The organism is Cupriavidus sp. L7L (assembly GCF_004353535.1).
GTDB lineage: Bacteria > Pseudomonadota > Gammaproteobacteria > Burkholderiales > Burkholderiaceae > Cupriavidus > Cupriavidus oxalaticus_A.
The window spans coordinates 120605-142204 of sequence record NZ_SMNY01000009.1; the positions used below are offsets into that span (position 1 = coordinate 120605).

Below are 21600 nucleotides of genomic sequence, written 5' to 3' on the forward strand. Positions count from 1 at the left end.
GCATCAGTGGGAGAACGCCTGCCGTGGGCGCGCTTCCACCCAGGACTCCGGCAGGTCGTTCAGTACCGCGCGCGCGTCCAGCGAGCGGATCGGCACCGACTGGTCCGCCGGAATCCGACCTTCGCCCTGCAGCTTCAGGTAGCGCAGGCAGCACACCCGCAGGAAAGAAGAGAAGTTGCCCGCTACCGCCTCGCTACCGCGGTGGGCGGTCAGCTCGTCATGCAGGCGTGTAATCAGCTGGTTGACGGTCATGCCGTCGCGCGTGGCCAGTTCTTCCAGCACTTCCCAGAACAGGCTCTCCAGGCGGATGCTGGTGGCCACGCCATGCAGCCGCAGCGACCGGGCCTGGGTCTGGTACGAGGCCGGATTGGCGCGGATAAAGATCTCACACATCGAAGCTCTCCGTGCTGCGCCGCAAGCGGCGCGCGGGTGCATGCGGCGCCGCACCGCGATGGCGCGGCGCCGCGTGGCGGAAGGCTCTAATGTACGATCCGCGTGCCCAGCACCGCAAGGAACTGCGCCAGCCACGCCGGGTGCGCGGGCCAGGCCGGCGCGGTGACCAGCTTGCCGTCGGTATGCGCCTGGTCGACCGGGATATCGACATAGGTGCCGCCGGCCAGCTTCACTTCCGGCGCGCACGCCGGGTAGGCCGAGCAGCCCTTGCCTTCCAGCACGCCGGCGGCGGCCAGCAGCTGGGCGCCGTGGCAGACCGCGGCGATCGGCTTGTCCGCCTGGGCGAAGTGGCGCACGATCTCCAGCACGCGGGCGTTCAGGCGCAGGTATTCGGGGGCGCGGCCGCCGGGGATCACCAGCGCGTCGTACGCGGCCGGGTCGATCTCGGCGAAGCTGGCATTCAGCGTGAAATTGTGGCCGCGCTTTTCGGTGTAGGTCTGGTCGCCCTCGAAGTCGTGGATCGCCGTGGCGCAGGCGGCGCCTGCCTTCTTGTCGGGACAGACGGCGTGGACGGTATGGCCGACCATCTGCAGTGCCTGGAACGGCACCATGGTCTCGTAGTCTTCGGCGTAGTCGCCGACCAGCATCAGTATCTTCTTCGCCATCGCGGTCTCCTGTATGGTTACGGGTGTCCGGCGGCAGCCGGCAGGGCCATTGTGCTGGCCGGCCCGGCGGAGCGGGTGGTAGCCCGTTACCGCAGCCGGCGCGGGCATCTTTCACCGGCGCGCCAGGCGTGCTCCTGTGCTCCTGTTTTTTTCCAGACCCTATGGCAGATTCCATCATCCAGTCCCCCGACCTCGGCGACGTCACCGGCTACCTGCGCGACCGCATCCGGACCGTGCCGGACTGGCCCATGCCGGGCGTGATGTTCCGCGACATCACGCCGCTGTTGCAGGACCCCAAGACGCTGCGCGTGCTGATCGATGTCTTCGTGCACCGCTACATGGACGCCGAGCTGGACCTCGTCGCCGGCATCGACGCGCGTGGCTTTATCCTGGGCGCGATCGTCGCGTACGAGCTGAACCTGGGCTTCGTGCCGATCCGCAAGAAGGGCAAGCTGCCGTTCCAGACGGTGGCCGAGGAATACGAGCTGGAGTACGGCAGCGCGACCGTCGAAATCCATGCCGATGCCTGCAAGGCCGGCGACCGCGTGCTGCTGGTCGACGACCTGATCGCCACCGGCGGCACCATGATGGCGGGGCGCAAGCTGCTGGAGCGGCTGGGCGCCACGGTAGTGGAGGGTGCCGCCATCGTCGACCTGCCGGAACTGGGCGGCTCGAAGCTGCTGCAGGGCGGCGGGCTGCCGCTGTTCACGGTGTGCCGCTTCGACGGGCACTGATACTCGCTCACTGACAGGACCTCACTGACGGAAAGACCGGAGATCGTATGCCAGACCTGCTGCTGTTTCTGCTGACCTCGGTCGCGGTCACCGTCGCGCCCGGCCCCGACAACCTGCAGGTGCTCGCGCGCGGCATGGCGCAGGGGCGGCGCGCGGGGCTGGTGGCGGCGCTGGGCTTCTCGGTCGGCTGCCTGTTCCATACCGTGATCGCGGCGGTCGGGCTGGCGGCGGTGTTGCGCTCTTCGCCGCTGGCGTTCCAGCTGATCAAGTATGCCGGCGCCGCCTACCTGATCTGGATCGGCATCCAGGCGCTGCGCGCCAGGGGCGGGCTGGCGCAGGGCGGCGACGTCGACGCGGTGCCGCTGGGCCGCGTGTTCCGCCAGAGCGTGCTCGGCAACATGATGAACCCCAAGGTGACGCTGTTCTTCCTGGTGTTCCTGCCGCAGTTCGTGCGCGCCGATGCCGCGCATCCCGGGCTGCAGTTCCTGCTGCTGGGCGTGGTCTTCATGCTGCAGACCGCGGTGGTGTTCTCCCTGTTCGGCCTGTGCGCGGGCTGGCTGGGGGCATGGCTGCGGCGCCGTCCGGCCACGGGGCGCTGGCTCGACCGCGCCGCGGGGGCGATCTTCGTCGGGCTGGGAATCAAGGTCGCGCTGCCCTGAGCGCGGCCGCGGACGTGCCGCGGCATGTGTTGCCGGTTGCCCGCACCCCTCGCCTTGTGCCGTTGCCGCTGCCCGGTGACGGGCGCATAATGCCCCATTGACAACTACACGATGACCGGGCAGGGCCGCCTCCGGCAGTAATCCGGCACCGGTCACGCTGAGGCGCACAATGGGCGTACTTCTTCATCTGCTCTCGGGTGTTGCCCTGCTTGTATGGGGCACCAACATCGTCAAGGTCGGCATCCTGCGCGTCTACGGCGCCAACCTGCGCCACGTGCTGTCGACCAGCGTCTCCAACCGCTTCACCGCCTTCCTTGCCGGGCTCGGCGTCACCGGGCTGGTCCAGAGCAGCAACGCCACCGCGGTCATCGTCAGTTCCTTCGTCGGCCAGGGCCTGATCGCCGTGGCGCCGGCGCTGGCGATCATGCTGGGGGCCAACGTCGGCACCGCGCTGATGGTGCAGGTGTTTTCACTCGACCTGTCATGGCTGTCGCCGCTGCTGATCTTCGTCGGCGTGATCGGCCATCTGAGCTGGAAGGGCAGCAAGGCGGGCCACGTGGGGCGGGTGCTGATCGGCCTGGGGCTGATCACGCTGGCGCTGGAGCTGATCTCTATTGCCACGCGTCCTGTGGTGCAGGCCGCCGGGGTCAAGGTGCTGTTCGCCTCGCTGACCGGCGACTCGGGGCTCGACATGCTGGTCGGCGCCTTCCTGACCGTCCTGTGCTATTCCAGCCTGGCCGTGGTGCTGTTCTGCGGCGCGCTGGCCTCGGCCGGCGTGGTGTCGATCCACGTGGCGCTGGCGCTGGTGCTGGGCGCCAACCTGGGCTCGGGCATCTCGGCGCTGCTGACCACCTCGGGCAACAACCAGCCGGGCAAGCGCGTGACGCTGGGAAACCTGCTGTCGCGCCTGCTGGGGTGCCTGGTGGCGCTGCCGCTGCTAAGCCAGGCCGAAGAACTGCTGGCGTTGATCGACCATGATCCGCAGCGGCTGATCGTCAATTTCCATCTGCTGTTCAATGTCACGCTGGCGGTGCTGCTGCTCGGCGCCACGGCGCCGCTGGCACGCCTGTGCGAGAAGGTGCTGCCCGGGCGCAATACCGGCGACAGCCAGGTCACGCCGCGCCATCTCGACCCGGCCGCGCTGTCGACGCCCACGCTGGCGCTGTCCAATGCCGCGCGCGAGGTGCTGCGCATCGGCGACCGCGTCGAGCAGATGCTCGACAACATGCTGCGCGTGATGCGCACCAACGACGCCAAGCTGGCCACCGCCACCTGCCGCATCGACAACGAGGTCGACGACCTCTACACCGCGATCAAGCTCTACCTGACCCGCATCAGCCTCGAAGCGCTGGACGAGCGCGACGGCCAGCGCTGGACCGAGATCATCTCGCTGACCATCAACCTGGAGCATGCCGGCGACATCATCGAGCGCATCCTGCTCGATACCAAGGACAAGAAGATCGCCCACAACCTGATGTTCTCCGAGGCCGGCATGCAGGAAATCGCCGAAATGCATGCACGCCTGGTGGCCAACCTGCGGCTGGGTTTGTCGGTGTTCCTCAACGGCGACCTGAAGAGCGCGCAGGCGCTGATGGCGGAGAAGGCCAACTTCCGCGAGCTGGAGCGCAAGTACGCGCGCACCCATCTGCAGCGCGTGGCGGTGCAGACGGCGGAAAGCGTCGAGACCAGTTCGCTGCATCTGGATGTGATCAGCGAGCTGAAGCGGCTGAATTCGCTGTTCTGCGCGACGGCCTATCCGGTGCTGGAGCAAGCGGGCGTGCTGAACCGCAGCCGGATGAAAGAAGACGATGTGCCGCCCGTCACGCGGGTACAGGCGGCGCAGCGCTGAGCGGCACGGCTACATCTTGTAGCCGAACTTGCGCAGCAGGGCCTTGCGCTCCGCCACATCGGCCTCGGTCTCGATCCCCAGCGGCGAGGCGCCGTCGATCACACCCATCACGCCGCGGCCGGCATCGGTCTGCGCGACGATCACCTGCGTCGGGTTCGCGGTCGCGCAGTAGATCCGGCAAACCTCCGGCACCGCGCGCACCGCGCCCAGCACGTTCACCGGGAAAAAACCGTCCCCCAGGAAGATCAGGAAGCTGTGCCCCGCGCCGATGGCGCGCGCGTTCTCGCAGGCCATGTCGATCAGGTGCTCGTCGGTGCCCGACCAGCGCACCAGCCGCTTGCCCGAGGCCTCGCAGAACGCGATCCCGAAGCGGATGCCGGGCACCGTGCCAACCAGCGCCTCGTGCAGGTCTTCCACGGTCTTGATGAAATGCGACTGGCCGAAGATGAAGTTGGTGGCTTCCGGCTTGGTAACCGGTACGACCGTCAGTTCCATGGCAGGGCTCCTGTGCGATGCATGTCGCCGTCCGGTTCATGGTAGGGCGCGAGGTGGTGAAAGCAAGCCGGCGCCTGCTATACCGGAGGGGTTGACCCTCCACCGGAGCAGCCGATGCCTGCCCTTGGCCGCTTGATTTCCTTGCTTGCCGTAATCGCCATGGTCCCGGCGTTTGCCGCTGCGCAGGTCGCTCCGGCATCACAGCGCGAGATCGCGGTGAGCGAGCTGCAGCGCCCCAATGTCCTGGTGGTGCTGCGCCATGCCAGCGCGCCGGGCGTGGGCGACCCGCCCGGGTTCCGGCTGGCCGATTGCGCCACCCAGCGCAACCTCGACGCGCGCGGACGCGAGCAGGCGGCGCGGCTGGGAACGAGCTGGAAGGCGGCCGGCTTCAGGCCGACGCAGGTTTGGAGCAGCGCCTGGTGCCGCTGCCAGGACACGGCGCGGCTGATCGGCCTGGGGCCGGTACAGGTGCAGCCGCTGCTCAATTCGTTCTTCGGGGCGGATGCGCAGCGCCGCGACGCGCAGGTCGCGCAGCTGTCGCGCCTGATCGACGGGCTCGACCCGCACGGCGGGCCCTACCTGATGGTCACGCACCAGGTGGTGATCACCGCGTTGACCGGCCACGGCGCCGACAGCGGTGGCGGCGTGGCGATCGAGTTGCCGCAGGGCGGCACGGCGCGGCGCACGCGCGTGCTGCCGGCCGCCGGGCTCGACTGAGCCGCGGCCTATCGGCTGGCCGGCAGGTCAGCCGCGCTCGAGCAGCGGCGCCAGGTATTTGCCGGTAAAGCTGGCCTTGCTCTTCGCCACGGCCTCCGGCGTGCCGCGCGCGATCACCTGGCCGCCGCCGGCGCCACCTTCCGGGCCCATGTCGATCAGCCAGTCGGCGGTCTTGATGACGTCCAGGTTGTGCTCGATGATGACCACGGTATTGCCCTGGTCGCGCAGCTTGTGGATGACCTTGAGCAGCAGCTCGATATCGTGGAAGTGCAGGCCCGTGGTGGGCTCGTCCAGGATATAGAGCGTGCGCCCGGTGTCGCGCTTGGACAGCTCCAGCGACAGCTTGACGCGCTGCGCCTCGCCGCCCGACAGTGTGGTCGCCGACTGCCCCAGCCGGATATAACCGAGGCCCACGTCCAGCAGCGTCTGCAGCTTGCGCCGCACCACCGGCACCGCGCTGAAGAACTCATGCGCCTGCTCGACGGTCAGGTCCAGCACCTCGGAGATGTTCCTGCCCTTGTACAGCACCTCCAGCGTCTCGCGGTTGTAGCGCTTGCCGTGGCAGACGTCGCAGGGCACGTACACGTCGGGCAGGAAGTGCATCTCGACCTTGAGCACGCCGTCGCCCTGGCATGACTCGCAGCGTCCGCCCTTGACGTTGAACGAGAAGCGGCCCGGATCGTAGCCGCGCTCCTTGGCCGCGGGCACGCCGGCGAACAGCTCGCGGATCGGCGTGAACAGGCCGGTGTAGGTGGCCGGGTTGGAACGCGGCGTGCGGCCGATCGGGCTCTGGTCGACGTTGATGACCTTGTCGAAATGCTCCAGCCCTTCGATGCGGTCGTGCTGCGCCGGCTCCGGCGTCGAGCCATAAAGGTGGCGCGCCACCGCGTGGTAGAGCGTGTCGTTGATCAGCGTCGACTTGCCCGAGCCGGACACACCCGTGATGCAGGTGAGCAGGCCCACCGGCACTTCGGCGGTGACGTTGCGCAGATTGTTGCCGCTGGCGTTGACGATGCGCAGCAGCCGCTCTTCGTCCGGAGCGGCACGCTTCTTCGGCACTTCGATGCGGCGCTGTCCGGACAGGTACTGCCCCGTCAGCGATGCCGGCGAAGCCTCAATCTGCCCTGGCGTGCCCTCGGCCACGATCATGCCGCCGTGCACGCCCGCGCCCGGGCCGATATCGACCACGTAGTCGCAGGCGCGGATCATGTCCTCGTCATGCTCGACCACCAGCACCGAGTTGCCGATGTCGCGCAGGTGCTTGAGCGTGCCGATCAGGCGGTCGTTGTCGCGCTGGTGCAGGCCGATCGACGGCTCGTCCAGCACGTACATCACGCCGGTCAGCCCCGAGCCGATCTGCGACGCCAGCCGGATGCGCTGGGCCTCGCCGCCCGACAGCGTATCGGCGCTGCGCTCCAGCGACAGGTAGTCCAGTCCCACGTTGTTGAGGAAGTTCAGCCGCGCGGTGATCTCCTTGACGATCTTGTCGGCGATCTCGCGCTTGGCGCCATGCATGTCCAGCGTCAGGAAATAGGTCAGCGCATCGCGCAGCGGCCAGCCGTTGATCTCATAGATCGCGCGCGCCTGCTCGTTCTCGCCCAGCTTGACGTGGCGCGCCTCGGTGCGCAGCCGCGTGCCGTGGCAGGCGGGGCAGGGCTGGTTGTTCTGGTACTTGGCCAGTTCCTCGCGCACGGCGACGGAATCGGTCTCGCGGTAGCGGCGCTCCAGGTTGGGGATGATCCCTTCGAACACATGCTCGCGCACCGTGGTGCGGCCGCGCTCGTTGATGTAGGTGAACGGGATCTCCTGCTCGCCCGAGCCGTGCAGCACCACTTGCTGCACGTTCTCCGGCAGCTCTTCGAACGCTGTCTCGGTATCGAAGTCGTAGAACGCCGCCAGGCTCTGCAGCATCTGGAAGTAGAACTGGTTGCGCCGGTCCCAGCCCTTGATCGCGCCCGAGGCCAGCGACAGGTTGGGGAAGGCCACCACGCGCCTGGGATCGAAGAAGGTGATCTGGCCCAGCCCGTCGCAGCTCGGGCACGCGCCCATCGGGTTGTTGAACGAGAACAGCCGCGGCTCCAGCTCCTGCAGCGAGTACGAGCAGATCGGGCAGGCAAAGCGCGAGCTGAAGGTGTGCTCCTTGTTGCTGTCCATCTCCAGCGCCAGCGCGCGGCCGTCGGCCAGGCGCAGCGCGGTCTCGAACGATTCGGCCAGGCGCTGCTTGATGTCGGCGCGGACCTTCACGCGGTCGACCACCACGTCGATGCTGTGCTTCTCGGTCTTCTTCAGCTTGGGCAGCTGGTCGACCTCATAGACTCTGGCCTCGGCCTCATGTGCGGTGCCGCCGCCCGAGCGGATGCGGAAGCGCACGAAGCCCTGCGCCTGCATGCTATCGAACAGGTCCGAGTGCTCGCCCTTGCGGTCGACCACCACCGGCGCCAGGATCATTAGCTTGGTGTCTTCCGGCAGCGCCAGCGCCGCATCCACCATCTGCGACACGCTCTGCGCCTGCAGCGGCAGGTTGTGGTCTGGGCAGTAGGGCGTGCCGGCGCGCGCGTACAGCAGGCGCAGGTAGTCGTGGATCTCGGTGACTGTGCCGACGGTGGAGCGCGGGTTGTGGCTCGTGGCCTTCTGCTCGATCGAGATCGCCGGCGACAGGCCTTCGATCAGGTCGACGTCCGGCTTTTCCATCAGCTGCAGGAACTGGCGGGCGTAGGCGGAGAGCGACTCCACGTAGCGGCGCTGGCCCTCGGCATAGAGCGTGTCGAAGGCGAGCGAAGACTTGCCCGAGCCCGACAGGCCGGTGATCACGATCAGCCGGTTGCGCGGCAGGTCGAGATTGATGTTCTTCAGGTTGTGGGTACGCGCCCCACGGATCTTGATTTCTTCCATATGCCGAAAAGTCGTCGCCAGGCAGGCCGCCCGGGCCGGGCTGGCCGAGGCTGTCTGAAGGAAAGGCAAAACCCAGTGTCCAGGTGCGCTGGCTCGCACTTCCTGCCGCTGGCGACGGCGGAAAGCGCATCCGGGCACACGCCCGGGGGCTCGCTGGCAAGGCCAGGTGACCCGGGAAGCGCGAAGGAGCAAACCTGTTAATATACCCAACTTCGGTTTCCGGGGTAGCCGGCCCAGAACGGGCGCATGCCGGGAACCCCGGCGCGGAGCCGTCGCCGGCCTCATTTCCAGGGCGACCCGGAAGGCGGGCGGACACCGGCCAGAGGCCATACCGGCCGACGCCGTCACAAAACGGCCACCCGGCCGGCCCCGCCAGCCGACCCGCTTTCCAGAGATCCTCACGATCGCAATGCCGCCGATCCAGTCTTCTTCCCCGGACGCGAGCCCTGCCGGCGCGTCCCAGGCCCCCGCCCGCGAACGCATGACGCGCACCGAGCTGCGCGCCAGCGTGTCGCTGGCCAGCATCTTCGCGCTGCGCATGCTGGGGCTGTTCCTGATCCTGCCTGTATTTGCCGAATACGCCCGCAACCTGCCCGACGGGCATGACGCCCAGCGCGTCGGCCTGGCCATGGGCATCTATGGCCTGATGCAGGCCTTCCTGCATATCCCGCTGGGCTGGCTGTCCGACCGCATCGGGCGCAAGCCGGTGATGGTGGCCGGGCTGCTGCTGTTTACCGCGGGCGGCCTGGTGGCGGCGTTCTCCGATACGCTGACGGGCATCATCGCCGGCCGCGCGCTGCAGGGCATGGGCGCAATCTCGGCGGCCATCACCGCCTGCATCGCCGACCTCACGCGCGAGCGCCATCGCACCAAGGCGATGGCGATGGTTGGCGGCAGCATCGGCCTGACCTTTGCGCTGTCGCTGGTGATCGCCTCGCCGCTGCTGCACAGCATCGGCATGCCGGGCATCTTCAGCCTGATGTCGATGCTGGGGCTGGTGGCCATCGGCGTGACGCTGTTCCTGGTCCCGACGCCGCCCGCGCCGCACCCGGTGCGGCTGCCGTTCCGCAAGGTGCTGCTCAATGCCGACCTGGCGCGGCTGAACGTCGGCGTGCTGGCGCTCCATGCATCGCAGGTGGCCATGTTCATGGTGGTGCCGGCGATGCTGACCGATGCCGGCATGCCGCTCGACCAGCACTGGAAGGTCTACCTGCCGGTGGTGCTGGTGTCGTTCGTGCTGATGCTGGGTCCGATGATGGCGGCCGAGCGCTACGGCCGCGTGCGCCCGGTGCTGCTGGGCGCGGTGGCGCTGATGACCGCGGTGCAGCTGCTGTTCGCAGCGGTGCACGGCCTGTGGGCCATCGTCGGTGTGCTGCTGCTGTTCTTTGTCGCGTTCAACGTGCTGGAGGCTATGCAGCCCTCGCTGGTGTCGCGCTATGCCGCATCCGCGCGCGGCGCGGCGCTCGGCGTGTACAACACCACGCAGGCGCTGGGCCTGTTCCTGGGCGGCGCCGTCGGCGGCTGGCTGCTCAAGCACGAGGGCCGCAGCGCGGTGTTCGTCGGCTGCGCGGCCGTGCTGCTGCTCTGGCTTATAATCGCCTGGAGCATGAAGGCACCTCCGGCCCGCGGGCAGGAAGCCGCACCTGCGCCGGCTGCATGAAGTTGCCTTGGCATCGCATCAATCCGTAACGCTTTCCGGGCCGAAAATGGCCTAGCATGATCGCGCCACCCGACACCGGCCGGGCGGCGCGATGTTCGTTTACGTTGCTTTAGTTGCTGCATGTCGCTGCGCCTTGGCGGCGCCGCAGTGACGGCGCAGTGCCGAACCCGGCAACCGGCCACGCTAGCCGTCGGCGCAGTATCGGATCACACTTGCAGTCAGCTTCACCCTTGTCGCCTTATCGTATTGCCACGCTTTTCAACACAGCGCGTGGCTTTTGGAGAACATTCACATGGCCTCGGTCAACAAAGTCATTCTCGTCGGCAATCTCGGCGCCGACCCCGAAACCCGCTACATGCCCAGCGGCGACGCGGTCACCAACCTTCGCCTGGCGACCACCGATCGCTACAAGGACAAGCAGTCCGGCGAGATGAAGGAAGCCACCGAGTGGCACCGCGTTTCGATGTTCGGCAAGCTGGCCGAAATCGCTGGCCAGTACCTGCGCAAGGGCTCGTCGGTCTATATCGAAGGCCGCATCCGCACCCGCAAGTGGCAGGACCAGTCCGGCCAGGACAAGTACTCGACCGAAATCGTTGCCGACCAGATGCAGATGCTGGGCTCGCGCCAGGGCGGCGGCGGCGGTGGCGATGAAGGCGGCTACGGCGGCGGCGGCGGTGGTGGCGGCGGCTACAGCCGTGAATCGCAGGGCGGCGGCGGCGGTGGCTACGGCGGCGGCCGTGGCGGCCAGGGCGGCGGCCAGGGCGGCGGCCAAGGTGGTGGCGGCGCTCGTCGCCCGCAGCAGGCACCGTCGAATGGTTTCGAGGATATGGACGACGATATTCCGTTCTGACCTTGTCTAACCAAAATCTGTAAAGATCAGCCCCGCCTCTGCGCGGGGTTTTTTTATGTCCGTAGCTGACTGATGGTGCGCCAGTGGAGACTCAGTGCGATTCGTACCAGCGCCGCGAACGGTTGACCACGCCCACGACGAACAGCATGACGGGCACCTCGATCAGCACGCCTGGCCAGTGCCGAGCCGGATTGAAAGCCGAACAGGCTGATGGCCGTGGCCACGGCCAGTTCGAAGAAATTGCTTGCCCCGATGAGCGCCGATGGTCCCGCCACGCAATGGGCAACGCCGAGCTTGCGGTTCAGCAGATAAGCCAGGCCGGAGTTCAGCAGCACCTGGATCAGGATCGGTACCGCAAGCAGCAGGATGATCAGGGGTTGCTCGACGATCGCGTTGCCCTGGAAGCCGAACAGCAGCACAAGCGTGGCAAGCAGCGCCGTGATGGAGCCGGGGCCCAGCGCATCCACCACGCGGCGGTACGCCGCTTCACCTCTGGCCAGCAGCGCCTTGCGGATGATCTGCGCGAACAGCACCGGAATGACGATGTAGAGTGCCACCGACATGATGAGCGTGTCCCACGGGACGGTGATCGAGGACAGTCCCAACAGCAGTCCGACGATCGGCGCGAAGGCTACCACCATGATGGCGTCGTTCACCGCCACCTGCGACAGCGTGAAATAGGGATCGCCCTTGCACAACTGCGACCAGACGAAGACCATCGCGGTACACGGCGCCGCGGCCAGCAGGATAAGTCCCGCCACGTAGCTGTCGGTCTGGTCGGCCGGCAGCCATGCGGAAAACAGCTGGCGCACGAAGATCCATCCGAGCAAGGTCATCGAGAACGGCTTGACCAGCCAGTTGACGAACAGCGTGACGCCGATGCCGCGCCAGTGGCCGGCGACCTGTCCCATGGCGCCGAAGTCGATCCGGATCAGCATCGGGACGTGCGCGCTGCGATTTTTATAGGATTTTTATGCCGGTCCGCCTTCTTTCTACCCGGTTTTTACGGACACGCCGGTAGGCTTGCCCGGACCCATTCAAGGATGTCAGCCGTGACCGGGATCTTCCAGATCGTATCGATCCCTTTTGCCGCGCAGCGCCAGCCATGCGCCGTGGCGGCGCGTCGGGCAGGCGGTTCTGCTAGCATGGGGCGCGAACTTTCCCATGCCTGATACCGAACTCCGCGCCGCCGGCACACGCCCCGATCCCGATGCCCTGCTCAGGCAGGTGCAGGCCGAAACGGCTCGGGCTGCGCGCGGCAAGCTTAGGGTCTACTTCGGCGCATCGGCGGGCGTCGGCAAGACCTTTGCCATGCTTACCGCCGCGCGCGCGGCGGCGGCGCAGGGCGTCGACGTCGTCAGCGGCGTGGTCGAGACCCACGGCCGCGCGGAAACCGAAGCGCTGGTCGGCGGCATCGAGCGCCTGCCGATGAAGGCGGTGCCGTACCGCGAGCGCGTGCTCAGCGAATTCGACCTGGACGCGGCGCTGGCCCGCCATCCTGCGCTGGTGCTGGTCGACGAACTGGCGCACTCCAATGCGCCGGGCAGCCGCCATCCGAAGCGCTGGCAGGACATCCAGGAGCTGCAGGCGGCCGGCATCGATGTGTGGACCACGGTCAACGTGCAGCACCTGGAAAGCCTTAACGAGGCCGTCGGCGGCATCACCGGCATCCGCGTGTGGGAGACCGTGCCCGACACGGTCTTCGACGGCGCCGACGAGGTCGTGCTGGTCGACCTGCCGGCCGACGAACTGCTGCGCCGGCTGAAAGAGGGCAAGGTCTACCTGCCCGAGCAGGCGCGGCACGCGGCGCGCAACTTCTTCCGCAAGGGCAACCTGATCGCGCTGCGCGAACTGGCGCTGCGCCGCACCGCGGACCGCATCGACGACGATGTGCGCGCCTGGCGCCAGTCCGAAGCCGTGCAGGCGGTCTGGCGCACGCGCGAGGCGGTGCTCGCCTGCATCGGCAGCGGCGATGATGCCGAGCAGGTGGTGCGCAGCGCGCGCCGGCTCGCCGGGCAGCTCGATTGCGACTGGCACGTGGTCACGGTGGCGACGCCCCGGCTGGCGCCGCTACCCGATACCGCCAGGCTGCGCCTGCAGGCCGCGATGCGCCTTGCCGAGGAGCTTGGCGCACGGACCGAGACGCTGGCCGGCAACGACATGGTGCAGGCGATTGCGGGCTACGTGCGGCGCCACAACCTGACCAAGGTCGTGCTCGGCCGCGCGCCGGCGGACTGGCGCCGCGGCGGCTCGCTGGTGGAGCGCGCGCGTGCGCTGCTCGGGCTGGCACTGTCGCCGTTCTTCAGCGGACCGGGCTGGCTGCCCGGCCGCCGCGCCAGCTTTGCCGATGCGCTGGCGCGCGGCTGCCCCGAGATCGATATCATCCGCGTGGCCGCCGACATGACGCGCGCGGATCTGCGTCCGCGCCATGCCGCCGACGACACGGAAACCACGGCAAGCCCTGACGGCGCCAGGCGCAAGGACTACGCCTGGGCCGCGGCCTGGTGCGCGGGCGCGACGCTGCTGTCGGCGCTGGCGCTGCCATGGTTCGACGTGGTCAACATCGTCATGCTGTTCCTGGTGGCGGTGGTCGGCGTGGCGCTGCGCCACGGCCGCGGGCCGGCGGCGCTGGCGTCGGTGCTGGCGGTGGCGTCGTTCGATTTCTTCTTCGTGCCGCCACGGCTGTCGTTCGCCGTCTCCGACGTGCAGTACCTGCTGACCTTCCTGGTGCTGCTGTCGGTCGGGCTGGTGATCGGCCAGCTTACCGCCGGGCTGCGCGAGCAGGCGCGGCTGGCGGTGCAGCGCGAAGAGGACGCGCGCACGCTGTACGAGCTGGCGCGCGAGCTGTCGGCGGCATTGCAGTCCGAGCAGATCGTCGCGATCGGCAGCCGCTTCCTGCGCGCCGCCTTCGATGCCAGTTCGGCCTTCTTCCTGGTCTCGGCGGACGGGCGGCTGCTGCCACCGGTGTCGGATGACGGCCCGGCGCGCGGCATGGGAAACAGCGCCGGCCACAGCGCGGGAAACAGCGCCGGCCACAGCCCGGGACACAGCGCGGGACACAGCGACTCGATCGACCGCGTGCTCGCCGAATGGGTCTTCCACCATGGCCAGCCCGCGGGCACCGGCACCGGCACGCTGCCGGGCAGCACCGTGCTGTACCTGCCGCTGAAGGCGCCGATGCGCACCCGCGGCGTGCTCGCCGTGGAGCCTGCGGTGCCGCATGCGTTCGCGCAGCCGGCGCTACGCCGCCAGGCCGATGTGTTCTGCACGCTGATCGCGATCGCGATAGAGCGGCTGCATTACGTCGAGGTGGCACAGCAGGCGCTGTTGTCGATGGAGTCGGAACGCCTGCGCAGTTCGCTGCTGGCCGCGGTCTCGCATGACCTGCGCACGCCGCTGACCAGCCTGATCGGCATGGCAGAAACCATGCAGCGCGGCACGCCGCCGCTGGCCCCGCCGCTGGAGGAGACTGTCGCCGCGATGCTGGAGCAGGCGCGCCGCATGCGGACCATGGTGGTCAACCTGCTCGACATGGCCAGGCTGCAAAGCCGCGACGTCCACATCCGGCGCGAATGGCAATCGGTGGAGGAACTGGTGGGCGCGAGCCTGGCCGCGATGCGCGAGGCGCTGGCGCGCCACCGCGTTGTCGTGGCCAGCCTGTCGCAGGTGCCGCTGGTGGAGTGCGACGCCGTGCTGGTCGACCGCGTGCTGTGCAACCTGCTGGAGAATGCCGCCAAGTACACGCCGCCAGGCACCGAAATCCGGTTGTCGGCCATGGCTGCGGGCGACGAGGTCCGGGTAGTGGTCGAGGACGACGGTCCGGGCGTGCCCCGCGGCAGGGAGCGGCAGATCTTCGAGAAATTCACGCGCGGCGAACGCGAGTCCGCGACCGCCGGCGTCGGGCTGGGCCTGGCCGTATGCGAGGCCATCATGCAGGCGCATGGCGGCCGCATCTGGGTGGAGCCGGCGCAGCGGCAGGGTCAGTCGCGCCCTGGCGATGGCACCGGCGCGCGCTTCACGATCGCATTGCCGCGCGGCAACCCGCCGGCGATCGAGCCCGAGCCGGCCGAACTGCCCGAGCCGTCGCCAACCAGGCAAGGAGAGGCATAGATGCCGTTCGATTTTTCGCCCACGATCCTGCTCGTCGAGGACGAACCGCATATCCGCCGCTTCGTGCGCCTGACGCTGGAGGCCGAGGGCTGCACGGTGCACGAGGCCGAGTCGCTCAAGCGCGGCCTGATCGAGGCCGGCACGCGGCAGCCCGACCTGGTCATCCTCGACCTTGGCCTGCCGGACGGCGACGGGCTCAAGCTGATCGGCGAGGTGCGCACCTGGACCGCCGTGCCGATCCTGGTGCTGTCCGCGCGCAGCGGCGAAGCCGACAAGGTCGGCGCGCTGGATGCGGGGGCCGACGACTACCTGACCAAGCCCTTCGGCGTGGCCGAGCTGGTGGCGCGGCTGCGGGTGCTGCTGCGCCGGCATGCCCGCGCCAGCGCGCAGGGTTCCAGCCAGGTCACGTTCGGCGACGTCCAGGTCGACCTTGCCAACCGACTGGTCACGCGCGCCGGGCAGGCGGTGCACCTGACGCCGATCGAGTACCGGCTGCTGGCCGTGCTGATCGCGCATCGCGGCAAGGTCATGACGCACCGCGAGCTGCTGCGCGAGGTATGGGGGCCCGCGCAATCGGAAAGCAGCCAGTACCTGCGCGTCTACATGGGGCACCTGCGGCACAAGCTCGAAGCGGACCCGGCGCAGCCGGCCCACCTGCTGACCGAAGTGGGGCTGGGCTACCGGTTCGCCGGCTAAGGCGGTTCTCTCAGCCGGTCATCCCGCCACCGCGCGCTACCACGCTACCACGCGCTGTCCGCGCCGCCCGGCCCGCGGGCGCGGTGGCCGGCAAACCGCTCCAGCATGAAATCCACCAGCGCCCGCACCTTGTCGGGCCGGTGGTTGCGCGCCGGGAATACCAGGTAGATGTCCGCCGGCGCCAGCTGCCACTGCGGCAGCACGCGGCGCAGTGCGCCGCTGCGCAGGTGCTCGGCCACGTCCCATTCGGAGCGCACCAGCAACCCTTGCCCGTCGAGCGCCCACGCCAGCGCCGATTCGCCGTCGTTGGTGCTCATGGTGCCGCGCACCTTGACCGTCTCCTGCTGCGCGCCGTTGCGCAGGTGCCAGGTGCCGAAGGTCTCGTCGGCCTCGCGGATAAAGATGCAGTTGTGCCGTGCCAGCTCGCGCGGATTCGCCGGCTCGCCGGCGGCCTGAAGGTAGGACGGCGCCGCGCACAGCAGGCGCCGGTTGTTGGCTAGCAGCCGCGCGGTGAGCCGCACGTCGGGCAGCTCACCGAAATGGATCAGCGCGTCCAGGCCCTGCTCCACCAGGTTGAGCGGCCGGTCGCTCAGGTGCAGCTGGACCTCGATCCTGGGAAACGCGCGCGCGAATGCCGACAGCGCCGGCGCGATATGGCGGCGGCCGAAACCCAGCGTCGCCCCGATCTTCAGCAGGCCGTGCGGCGTGCTGCTGCTGCCGGCGATGGCGCGCTCCAGCGCCTCCATTTCCGCCAGGATGCGCGCCCCTTCGACCAGGTAGCTTTCGCCCTCCGGCGTCAGGCCGATGCGCCGCGTGGTCCGGTGCAGCAGCCGCACGCCCAGCCGTGCCTCCAGCGCGGCCAGCCGCTTGCTGACCGCGGGCGGCGTCACGCCCAGTTCCTGCGCCGCGGCGGCCAGGCTGCCGTGCTTGTTGATGCACTGGAAGAAGGCGAGATCGGAGAAGTTATCCATTGCTGAATTGCAGGAACTAAAGAAGTAACGGAGTCTGAATTATGTTTCTCCGGGGCAATGATACGATCGTTTCCACAACAATTCATCCCACAGGAGACGCCCGTGAAACTTGTCCACCTGACCGCCTTGCTGGCCTGTGCCGCGGTTTTCGCCGCCACCGCCGGCACTGCCGCCGCCCAGTCCTACCCCCAGCGCCCGGTCCGCCTGATCGTGCCGTATGCCCCCGGCGGCAGCGCCGACATCGCCGCGCGCCTGGTCGCCGATGCCTGGGCCAGGAGCCTCGGCGGCACTATCGTGGTGGAGAACCGTGCCGGCGCCGGCGGCAACATCGGCGTCGACGCGGTCGCCAAGGCGCCCGCCGATGGCTACACCGTCGGCCTGCAGACGGTGTCGCTGGCCATCAACCCCGGCCTGTTCCCGCGCATGCCGTATGACACGCTGAAGGACCTCGCGCCGATCGGCATGGTCGCCAGCTCGCAGCACGTGCTGGTGGTCAACAACAACATCCCGGCCAAGACGCTGCCGGAGCTGATCGCCGCGGCCAAGGCCCAGCCGGGCAAGCTGACCTACGGCTCGGCCGGCAATGGCAGCACCTTCCATATGTCGGCGGAGCTGTTCAAGTCGGTGGCCAACGTGTCGATCGTGCACGTGCCGTATCGCGGCGGCGGCCCGGCGCTGGTCGACACCATTGCCGGCCAGGTCGACATGAGCTTTCCGGTGGTGTCCGCGGCCCAGCAGCATGTGCAGGGCGGCAAGCTCAAGGCGCTGGCCGTGACCGGTTCGAAGCGCTCGGCCCAGCTGCCGAACGTGCCGACCGCGGCGGAGGCCGGCTTGCCCGGCTACAACTTCGAGACCTGGTTCATGGTGTTCGCGCCCACTGGCACGCCCAAGCCGGTCATCGACAAGCTGAACACCGCGCTGAATGCCGCGCTCGCGACGCCGGCCACGCGCGACCGGATGCTCAAGGAAGGCTTCGAGCCGACGCCGGGCACGCCCGCGGCCGCCCGGCAGCGGCTGGAGCAAGAAATGCCCGTGTGGGCCGACCTGATCAAGCAGCGCGGTATCACCGCGGAATGACCGCGGAATGACCGTCAAACCGTTACCAAGGCTTGTGCCATGACACCCCGCACCCTGTACCAGAAGCTGGTCGACTCCCATACCGTCGCCAGGATCGACGACGACAACGTGCTGTTGTATTGCGACCTGCACCTGATGAACGAATACACCAGCCCGCAGGCCTTCGCCGGCCTGCACGAGCAGGGGCGTGGCGTGCTGGTGCCGGGGCAGAACGTGGCGGTGGTCAGCCATATCATCCCCACGCACCCCGGCGCGATCCGCGTGATCGCCGATCCGGCGTCGGCGCTGCAGGCCACCAACCTGCACGCCAACTGCGAGCGGCACGCGATCCCGCTGTTCGACACCAACGACGCGCTGCAGGGCATCGAGCACGTGGTGGCGCCCGAGCACGGCATGATCCGCCCGGGCATGGTGGTGATCTGCGGCGACAGCCACACCACCACCTACGGTGCGCTCGGCGCGCTGGGCTTCGGCATCGGCACGTCCGAGGTCGAGCACGTGCTGGCCACGCAGACGCTGGTCTACCGGATGGCAAAAACCATGCGCATCCGCGTGGACGGCAAGCTGCCGGTCGGGACCACCGCCAAGGACCTGATCCTGCGCATCATCGGGGCGATCGGCGCACAGGGTGCGCGCGGCTACGTGGTGGAATACTGCGGCTCGGCCATCCGCGAGCTGAGCATCGAAGCCCGCTTCACGCTGTGCAACATGACGGTCGAGGCCGCCGCGCGCGGCGCGCTGATCGCGCCGGACGAGGCCGCCATCGACTACGTGCTGCGCCGCGCCCCTGACATCGACGGCGCCCGGCGCGAGGCCGCGCTGGAGCACTGGCAGACGCTGCACAGCGATGCCGGCGCGCGGTTCGACATGGAATACATGTTCGACGCCAGCCAGGTCGAGCCGCACGTGACCTGGGGCACCAGCCCCGACCAGGTGCTGCCGGTGTCGGGCCAGGTCCCGTTCCCGGAAGACCAGATCGACGAAGCGGAGCAGCGCTCGGTCCAGCGCGCGCTGGCCTATACGCACCTGCAGCCGGGCGCGACGCTGGCTGGCACGCCGATCCAGCACGTCTTCATCGGCTCATGCACCAACGGCCGCATCGAAGACCTGCGCGCGGTCGCCAGCGTGGTGCGCGGCAAGACCGTCGCCGCGGGCGTGCGTGCGATGGTCGTGCCGGGATCGGGCGCGGTGAAGGCACAGGCCGAGCGCGAAGGGCTGGCCGACATCCTCATCGCGGCGGGATTCGAATGGCGCCAGCCCGGCTGCTCGATGTGCCTGGCCATGAACGACGATGTGCTCGCCGACGGCGTGCGCTGCGCCTCCACCACCAACCGCAATTTCGAAGGCCGGCAGGGGCGGGGTGCCATCACCCACCTGATGAGCCCGGCCATGGCGGCTGCGGCCGCCATTACCGGCGCGATCACCGACGTCCGCAAGCTGGAGCTGTCCCATGCCTGAACTTTCCTGCCTTACCGGCAAAGCCGCCGCGATCCGTTTCGAGAACCTCGACACCGACCAGATCATTCCCAAGCAGTTCCTGCGCGGCATCGACAAGTCGGGCCTGGCCGATGGCATTCTCTATGACCACCGGTTCGACGCCACCGGCGCGCGGCGCCCGGAATTCGTGCTGAACCGGCCCGAGTACGCCGGCACCAGCATCCTGGCCGGCGGCGCCAACTTCGGCTGCGGCTCCAGCCGCGAGCATGCCGTATGGGGCCTGCAGCAGTTCGGCATCCGCGCGGTGATCGCGCCCAGCTTCGGCGAGATCTTCTACTCGAACGCGATGAACAACCGGCTGCTGCTGGTGATGCTGCCGCGCGAGGTGGTCGAGCGGCTGATGGACGCGGTCGATGCCGACAGCGCCAATGAGATCCGCATCGACGTCGAAGCGATGCAGGTGCGCACGCCGGTCGGCGACTTCCCGTTCGAGCTGTCGGCGCGGCATCGCCGCATGTTCCTGGAGGGGCTCGACATGATCGGCCTGTCGCTGAAGCAGCGCGACGAGATCGAACAGTTTGCGCGCCGCTACTGGGATGCGTTCCCGTGGATGAAGGATGTGGCCCGGCGCACCCGCGACCGGCTGGGCACGACCTGAGCCTTCCGCTGCCGCGCCGCCTTGCTGGCGCGCAGTTGCATTTAGCCGTCGATGCCCTGCCGCAAAGGCTGGAGGAGTTCGACATCGACATCGACAGCGCTCGATGCGAAATCCATGCATCCGCGGCCGCGCGTGGCTATGCTTGGCATATCTGCGCCACCTTCGGGCAGGCATGCAGCCCCGGACAAATGCCATGACGACGAACGACGACAGCGCTGGCCCGGCGCCGGCCGAGGCGGCCCGGACCGCCGGCGCGCGCCTGCTGGCCGCGATGAGCCACGAGATCCGCACGCCGCTGTACGGCATGCTCGGCACGCTGGAACTGCTGTCGATGAGCGAGCTGGACGCAGGGCAGCGCCAGCAGGTGGCGACCATTACCGAGTCGTCGCGGGTGTTGCTGCAGATGCTCGACGACCTGCTCGACTTCTCGCGCATCGAAGCCGGCCAGATCAGGCTGGACGCGGTGCCGTTCGATCCGGTGGCGCTGGCCGAAACCGTGGCGCGCGCGCAGGAGCCGTTGGCCATGCACAAGGGCGTGGCCCTGGACTGCGACCTGCAGCCGGGCCTGCCGTGGCTGCTGGGCGATCCGCTGCGCGTGCGGCAGGTACTGGCCAATCTGTTGCGCAATGCAATCAAGTTCACCGCGCAAGGGCGCGTCACGCTGCGCATGTGGCAGGAACCGCAGCCCTCCGCGGACCAGGTCACGCTGATGCTGGAAGTGGCCGACACCGGCCCCGGCATCGATGGCGCGCTGCTGCCGCACCTGTTCGAGCCCTTCACGCAGGGCGATGCCACGCGCGCGGCCGAACCCGGCGGCGCCGGACTCGGGCTGACCGTCTGCAGGAAACTGGCCCGGCTGATGGGCGGCGACATCACCGCCGACAGCTCGCCGGGCCAGGGCAGCCGCTTTACCGTTGCGCTGCAGCTGCCCGTCACCGCCTCACGGCCGGCGCCCGCCGCCGCCGGTGCCGATGCGGCGCCAGCGATGCCGGCGCTGCCGCAGCTCGGGCTGCGCGTGCTGGTCGTGGAGGATCATCCGCACAACCGGCTATTGCTGCGTGGCCAGCTGGAGCGGCTCGGCTGCGCGGTGCAACTGGCGAGCGACGGCGCGCAGGGGCTGGCGGCGTGCACGGCAGGGGCCTTCGACGTCGTGCTGACCGATGTGCAGATGCCGGTCATGGATGGCTACGCGTTCAGCCGCCGGCTGCGCGCGGCGGGCAACCCGGTGCGCATCGTCGCGCTGACCGCCAACGCCGGCGCTGGCGAGGCCGGTCGCTGCCACGACGCCGGCATGGACCGCTGCCTCGTCAAGCCGGTGTTGCTGCAGGAGCTGGCGGCGTGCCTGCAAGAGCTGATGCCGGGGCGCGCTCAGGCGTCGCCGCGCATTAGCGGCGACGCCGATGCCGCGCTGCTGGCGCGGAGCGTGCAGGCCGATTTCGATGCCTTGCTTGCCGCTGCCGCCAGCGGCGACCTGGGCGCGGTACAGGCGCACGCGCATCGCATGCGCGGTGCGCTCGCGCAGATCGATGCCGCGCGCGACGCGGCGGAGCTGTGCCGCGAACTGGAGGCCGGCGCCGCGTGGGCAGTGCAGGCGACGCAGGACCGCATCGGCGAACTCGGCCTGATCCTGGATGCCTGCCTGCCCGGCTACCGCCATTCACGCTTGTCGTCATGATCCGGACCGGATCGCGGACGACCGCCCGGTCATCGTCATCGGGATCCTGCGCGGGATCCTGC

At 68.8% G+C, this 21600-nt stretch carries 17 protein-coding genes and 1 pseudogene; 12 read left to right on the forward strand and 6 right to left on the reverse strand.

Annotation, left to right across the window (positions count from 1 at the left end; genetic code table 11):
• Positions 1-3 precede the first annotated feature (3 nt).
• Together E1J61_RS08505 and E1J61_RS08510 are read right to left on the reverse strand one after the other, a co-directional pair.
• Positions 4-393 carry a ribbon-helix-helix domain-containing protein gene (locus E1J61_RS08505; RefSeq protein WP_133093646.1) on the reverse strand — a complete coding sequence of 130 codons (390 nt, stop codon included), beginning with the start codon at positions 391-393 and terminating at the stop codon, positions 4-6.
• A gap of 86 nt (positions 394-479) precedes the next feature.
• On the reverse strand, positions 480-1058 hold the full coding sequence (locus E1J61_RS08510; protein WP_029046786.1) for a DJ-1/PfpI family protein: 579 nt from the start codon (positions 1056-1058) through the stop codon (positions 480-482).
• 161 nt (positions 1059-1219) lie between these two features.
• Between E1J61_RS08510 and E1J61_RS08515 the strand changes: the two genes are divergently transcribed.
• From E1J61_RS08515 to E1J61_RS08525, 3 genes are all read left to right on the forward strand, one after another.
• Positions 1220-1792, forward strand: coding sequence for an adenine phosphoribosyltransferase (locus tag E1J61_RS08515; protein WP_133093647.1), 573 nt, complete (start codon positions 1220-1222; stop codon positions 1790-1792).
• 47 nt (positions 1793-1839) lie between these two features.
• Entirely contained in the window at positions 1840-2451 is a 612-nt protein-coding gene (locus tag E1J61_RS08520; protein WP_133093648.1) for a LysE family translocator, read from the forward strand.
• Between the two features lie 169 nt (positions 2452-2620).
• Positions 2621-4300, forward strand: a complete 1680-nt coding sequence (locus tag E1J61_RS08525) for a Na/Pi cotransporter family protein (RefSeq protein WP_133093649.1) — start codon at positions 2621-2623, stop codon at positions 4298-4300.
• Between the two features lie 9 nt (positions 4301-4309).
• Here E1J61_RS08525 and E1J61_RS08530 read toward each other — a convergent pair whose 3' ends face one another.
• Positions 4310-4795, reverse strand: coding sequence for an adenosine-specific kinase (locus E1J61_RS08530; protein WP_133093650.1), 486 nt, complete (start codon positions 4793-4795; stop codon positions 4310-4312).
• Positions 4796-4909: 114 nt separating this feature from the next.
• On the opposite strand from E1J61_RS08530, the gene E1J61_RS08535 reads away from it, so the two are divergent.
• Entirely contained in the window at positions 4910-5512 is a 603-nt protein-coding gene (locus E1J61_RS08535) for a histidine phosphatase family protein (protein ID WP_133093651.1), read from the forward strand.
• Positions 5513-5539: 27 nt separating this feature from the next.
• Here E1J61_RS08535 and uvrA read toward each other — a convergent pair whose 3' ends face one another.
• Positions 5540-8404 (reverse strand): excinuclease ABC subunit UvrA, encoded by a 2865-nt coding sequence (gene uvrA, locus E1J61_RS08540; RefSeq protein WP_133093652.1) that lies wholly within the window; start codon positions 8402-8404, stop codon positions 5540-5542.
• A 409-nt stretch (positions 8405-8813) separates the two neighbouring features.
• Between uvrA and E1J61_RS08545 the strand changes: the two genes are divergently transcribed.
• Positions 8814-10064 carry an MFS transporter gene (locus E1J61_RS08545; protein ID WP_133093653.1) on the forward strand — a complete coding sequence of 417 codons (1251 nt, stop codon included), beginning with the start codon at positions 8814-8816 and terminating at the stop codon, positions 10062-10064.
• A 292-nt stretch (positions 10065-10356) separates the two neighbouring features.
• Positions 10357-10914 carry a single-stranded DNA-binding protein gene (locus tag E1J61_RS08550; protein ID WP_133093654.1) on the forward strand — a complete coding sequence of 186 codons (558 nt, stop codon included), beginning with the start codon at positions 10357-10359 and terminating at the stop codon, positions 10912-10914.
• A 91-nt stretch (positions 10915-11005) separates the two neighbouring features.
• Here the strand turns inward: E1J61_RS08550 and arsB are convergent.
• Positions 11006-11858, reverse strand: a pseudogene (gene arsB / locus E1J61_RS08555) (ACR3 family arsenite efflux transporter); the annotation flags it as partial.
• 220 nt (positions 11859-12078) lie between these two features.
• Here arsB and E1J61_RS08560 point away from each other — a divergent pair.
• Together E1J61_RS08560 and kdpE are read left to right on the forward strand one after the other, a co-directional pair.
• Positions 12079-15024: a DUF4118 domain-containing protein gene (locus E1J61_RS08560; RefSeq protein ID WP_133093655.1), complete on the forward strand. Its 2946-nt coding sequence runs from the start codon at positions 12079-12081 to the stop codon at positions 15022-15024.
• The gene (gene kdpE, locus E1J61_RS08565) at positions 15025-15720 is read left to right on the forward strand and encodes a two-component system response regulator KdpE (RefSeq protein ID WP_133093656.1); all 696 of its coding nucleotides are present in this window, start codon (positions 15025-15027) and stop codon (positions 15718-15720) included.
• A 44-nt stretch (positions 15721-15764) separates the two neighbouring features.
• Here kdpE and E1J61_RS08570 read toward each other — a convergent pair whose 3' ends face one another.
• Positions 15765-16691 carry a LysR family transcriptional regulator gene (locus E1J61_RS08570; RefSeq protein WP_133093657.1) on the reverse strand — a complete coding sequence of 309 codons (927 nt, stop codon included), beginning with the start codon at positions 16689-16691 and terminating at the stop codon, positions 15765-15767.
• A 102-nt stretch (positions 16692-16793) separates the two neighbouring features.
• Between E1J61_RS08570 and E1J61_RS08575 the strand changes: the two genes are divergently transcribed.
• The 4 genes from E1J61_RS08575 (at position 16794) to E1J61_RS08590 (ending at position 21538) form a co-directional block, all read left to right on the forward strand.
• Complete coding sequence (locus E1J61_RS08575; RefSeq protein WP_133093658.1) at positions 16794-17768, forward strand: tripartite tricarboxylate transporter substrate binding protein; 975 nt, start codon at positions 16794-16796, stop codon at positions 17766-17768.
• A 39-nt stretch (positions 17769-17807) separates the two neighbouring features.
• Entirely contained in the window at positions 17808-19226 is a 1419-nt protein-coding gene (gene leuC, locus E1J61_RS08580; protein ID WP_133093659.1) for a 3-isopropylmalate dehydratase large subunit, read from the forward strand.
• The gene (leuD, locus tag E1J61_RS08585) at positions 19219-19863 is read left to right on the forward strand and encodes a 3-isopropylmalate dehydratase small subunit (protein ID WP_133093660.1); all 645 of its coding nucleotides are present in this window, start codon (positions 19219-19221) and stop codon (positions 19861-19863) included. Before leuC ends, leuD begins: the two co-directional genes overlap by 8 nt.
• Before the next feature lie 193 nt (positions 19864-20056).
• Entirely contained in the window at positions 20057-21538 is a 1482-nt protein-coding gene (locus E1J61_RS08590; RefSeq protein ID WP_165971446.1) for an ATP-binding protein, read from the forward strand.
• Positions 21539-21600: the final 62 nt, after the last annotated feature.

Coding starts and splice junctions, on each gene's coding strand:
- E1J61_RS08505 (WP_133093646.1), bottom strand. CDS start 393: ATGTGTGAGATCTTTATCCGCGCCAATCCGGCCTCGTACCAGACCCAG.
- E1J61_RS08510 (WP_029046786.1), bottom strand. CDS start 1,058: ATGGCGAAGAAGATACTGATGCTGGTCGGCGACTACGCCGAAGACTAC.
- E1J61_RS08515 (WP_133093647.1), top strand. CDS start 1,220: ATGGCAGATTCCATCATCCAGTCCCCCGACCTCGGCGACGTCACCGGC.
- E1J61_RS08520 (WP_133093648.1), top strand. CDS start 1,840: ATGCCAGACCTGCTGCTGTTTCTGCTGACCTCGGTCGCGGTCACCGTC.
- E1J61_RS08525 (WP_133093649.1), top strand. CDS start 2,621: ATGGGCGTACTTCTTCATCTGCTCTCGGGTGTTGCCCTGCTTGTATGG.
- E1J61_RS08530 (WP_133093650.1), bottom strand. CDS start 4,795: ATGGAACTGACGGTCGTACCGGTTACCAAGCCGGAAGCCACCAACTTC.
- E1J61_RS08535 (WP_133093651.1), top strand. CDS start 4,910: ATGCCTGCCCTTGGCCGCTTGATTTCCTTGCTTGCCGTAATCGCCATG.
- uvrA (WP_133093652.1), bottom strand. CDS start 8,404: ATGGAAGAAATCAAGATCCGTGGGGCGCGTACCCACAACCTGAAGAAC.
- E1J61_RS08545 (WP_133093653.1), top strand. CDS start 8,814: ATGCCGCCGATCCAGTCTTCTTCCCCGGACGCGAGCCCTGCCGGCGCG.
- E1J61_RS08550 (WP_133093654.1), top strand. CDS start 10,357: ATGGCCTCGGTCAACAAAGTCATTCTCGTCGGCAATCTCGGCGCCGAC.
- E1J61_RS08560 (WP_133093655.1), top strand. CDS start 12,079: ATGCCTGATACCGAACTCCGCGCCGCCGGCACACGCCCCGATCCCGAT.
- kdpE (WP_133093656.1), top strand. CDS start 15,025: ATGCCGTTCGATTTTTCGCCCACGATCCTGCTCGTCGAGGACGAACCG.
- E1J61_RS08570 (WP_133093657.1), bottom strand. CDS start 16,691: ATGGATAACTTCTCCGATCTCGCCTTCTTCCAGTGCATCAACAAGCAC.
- leuC (WP_133093659.1), top strand. CDS start 17,808: ATGACACCCCGCACCCTGTACCAGAAGCTGGTCGACTCCCATACCGTC.
- leuD (WP_133093660.1), top strand. CDS start 19,219: ATGCCTGAACTTTCCTGCCTTACCGGCAAAGCCGCCGCGATCCGTTTC.
- E1J61_RS08590 (WP_165971446.1), top strand. CDS start 20,057: ATGACGACGAACGACGACAGCGCTGGCCCGGCGCCGGCCGAGGCGGCC.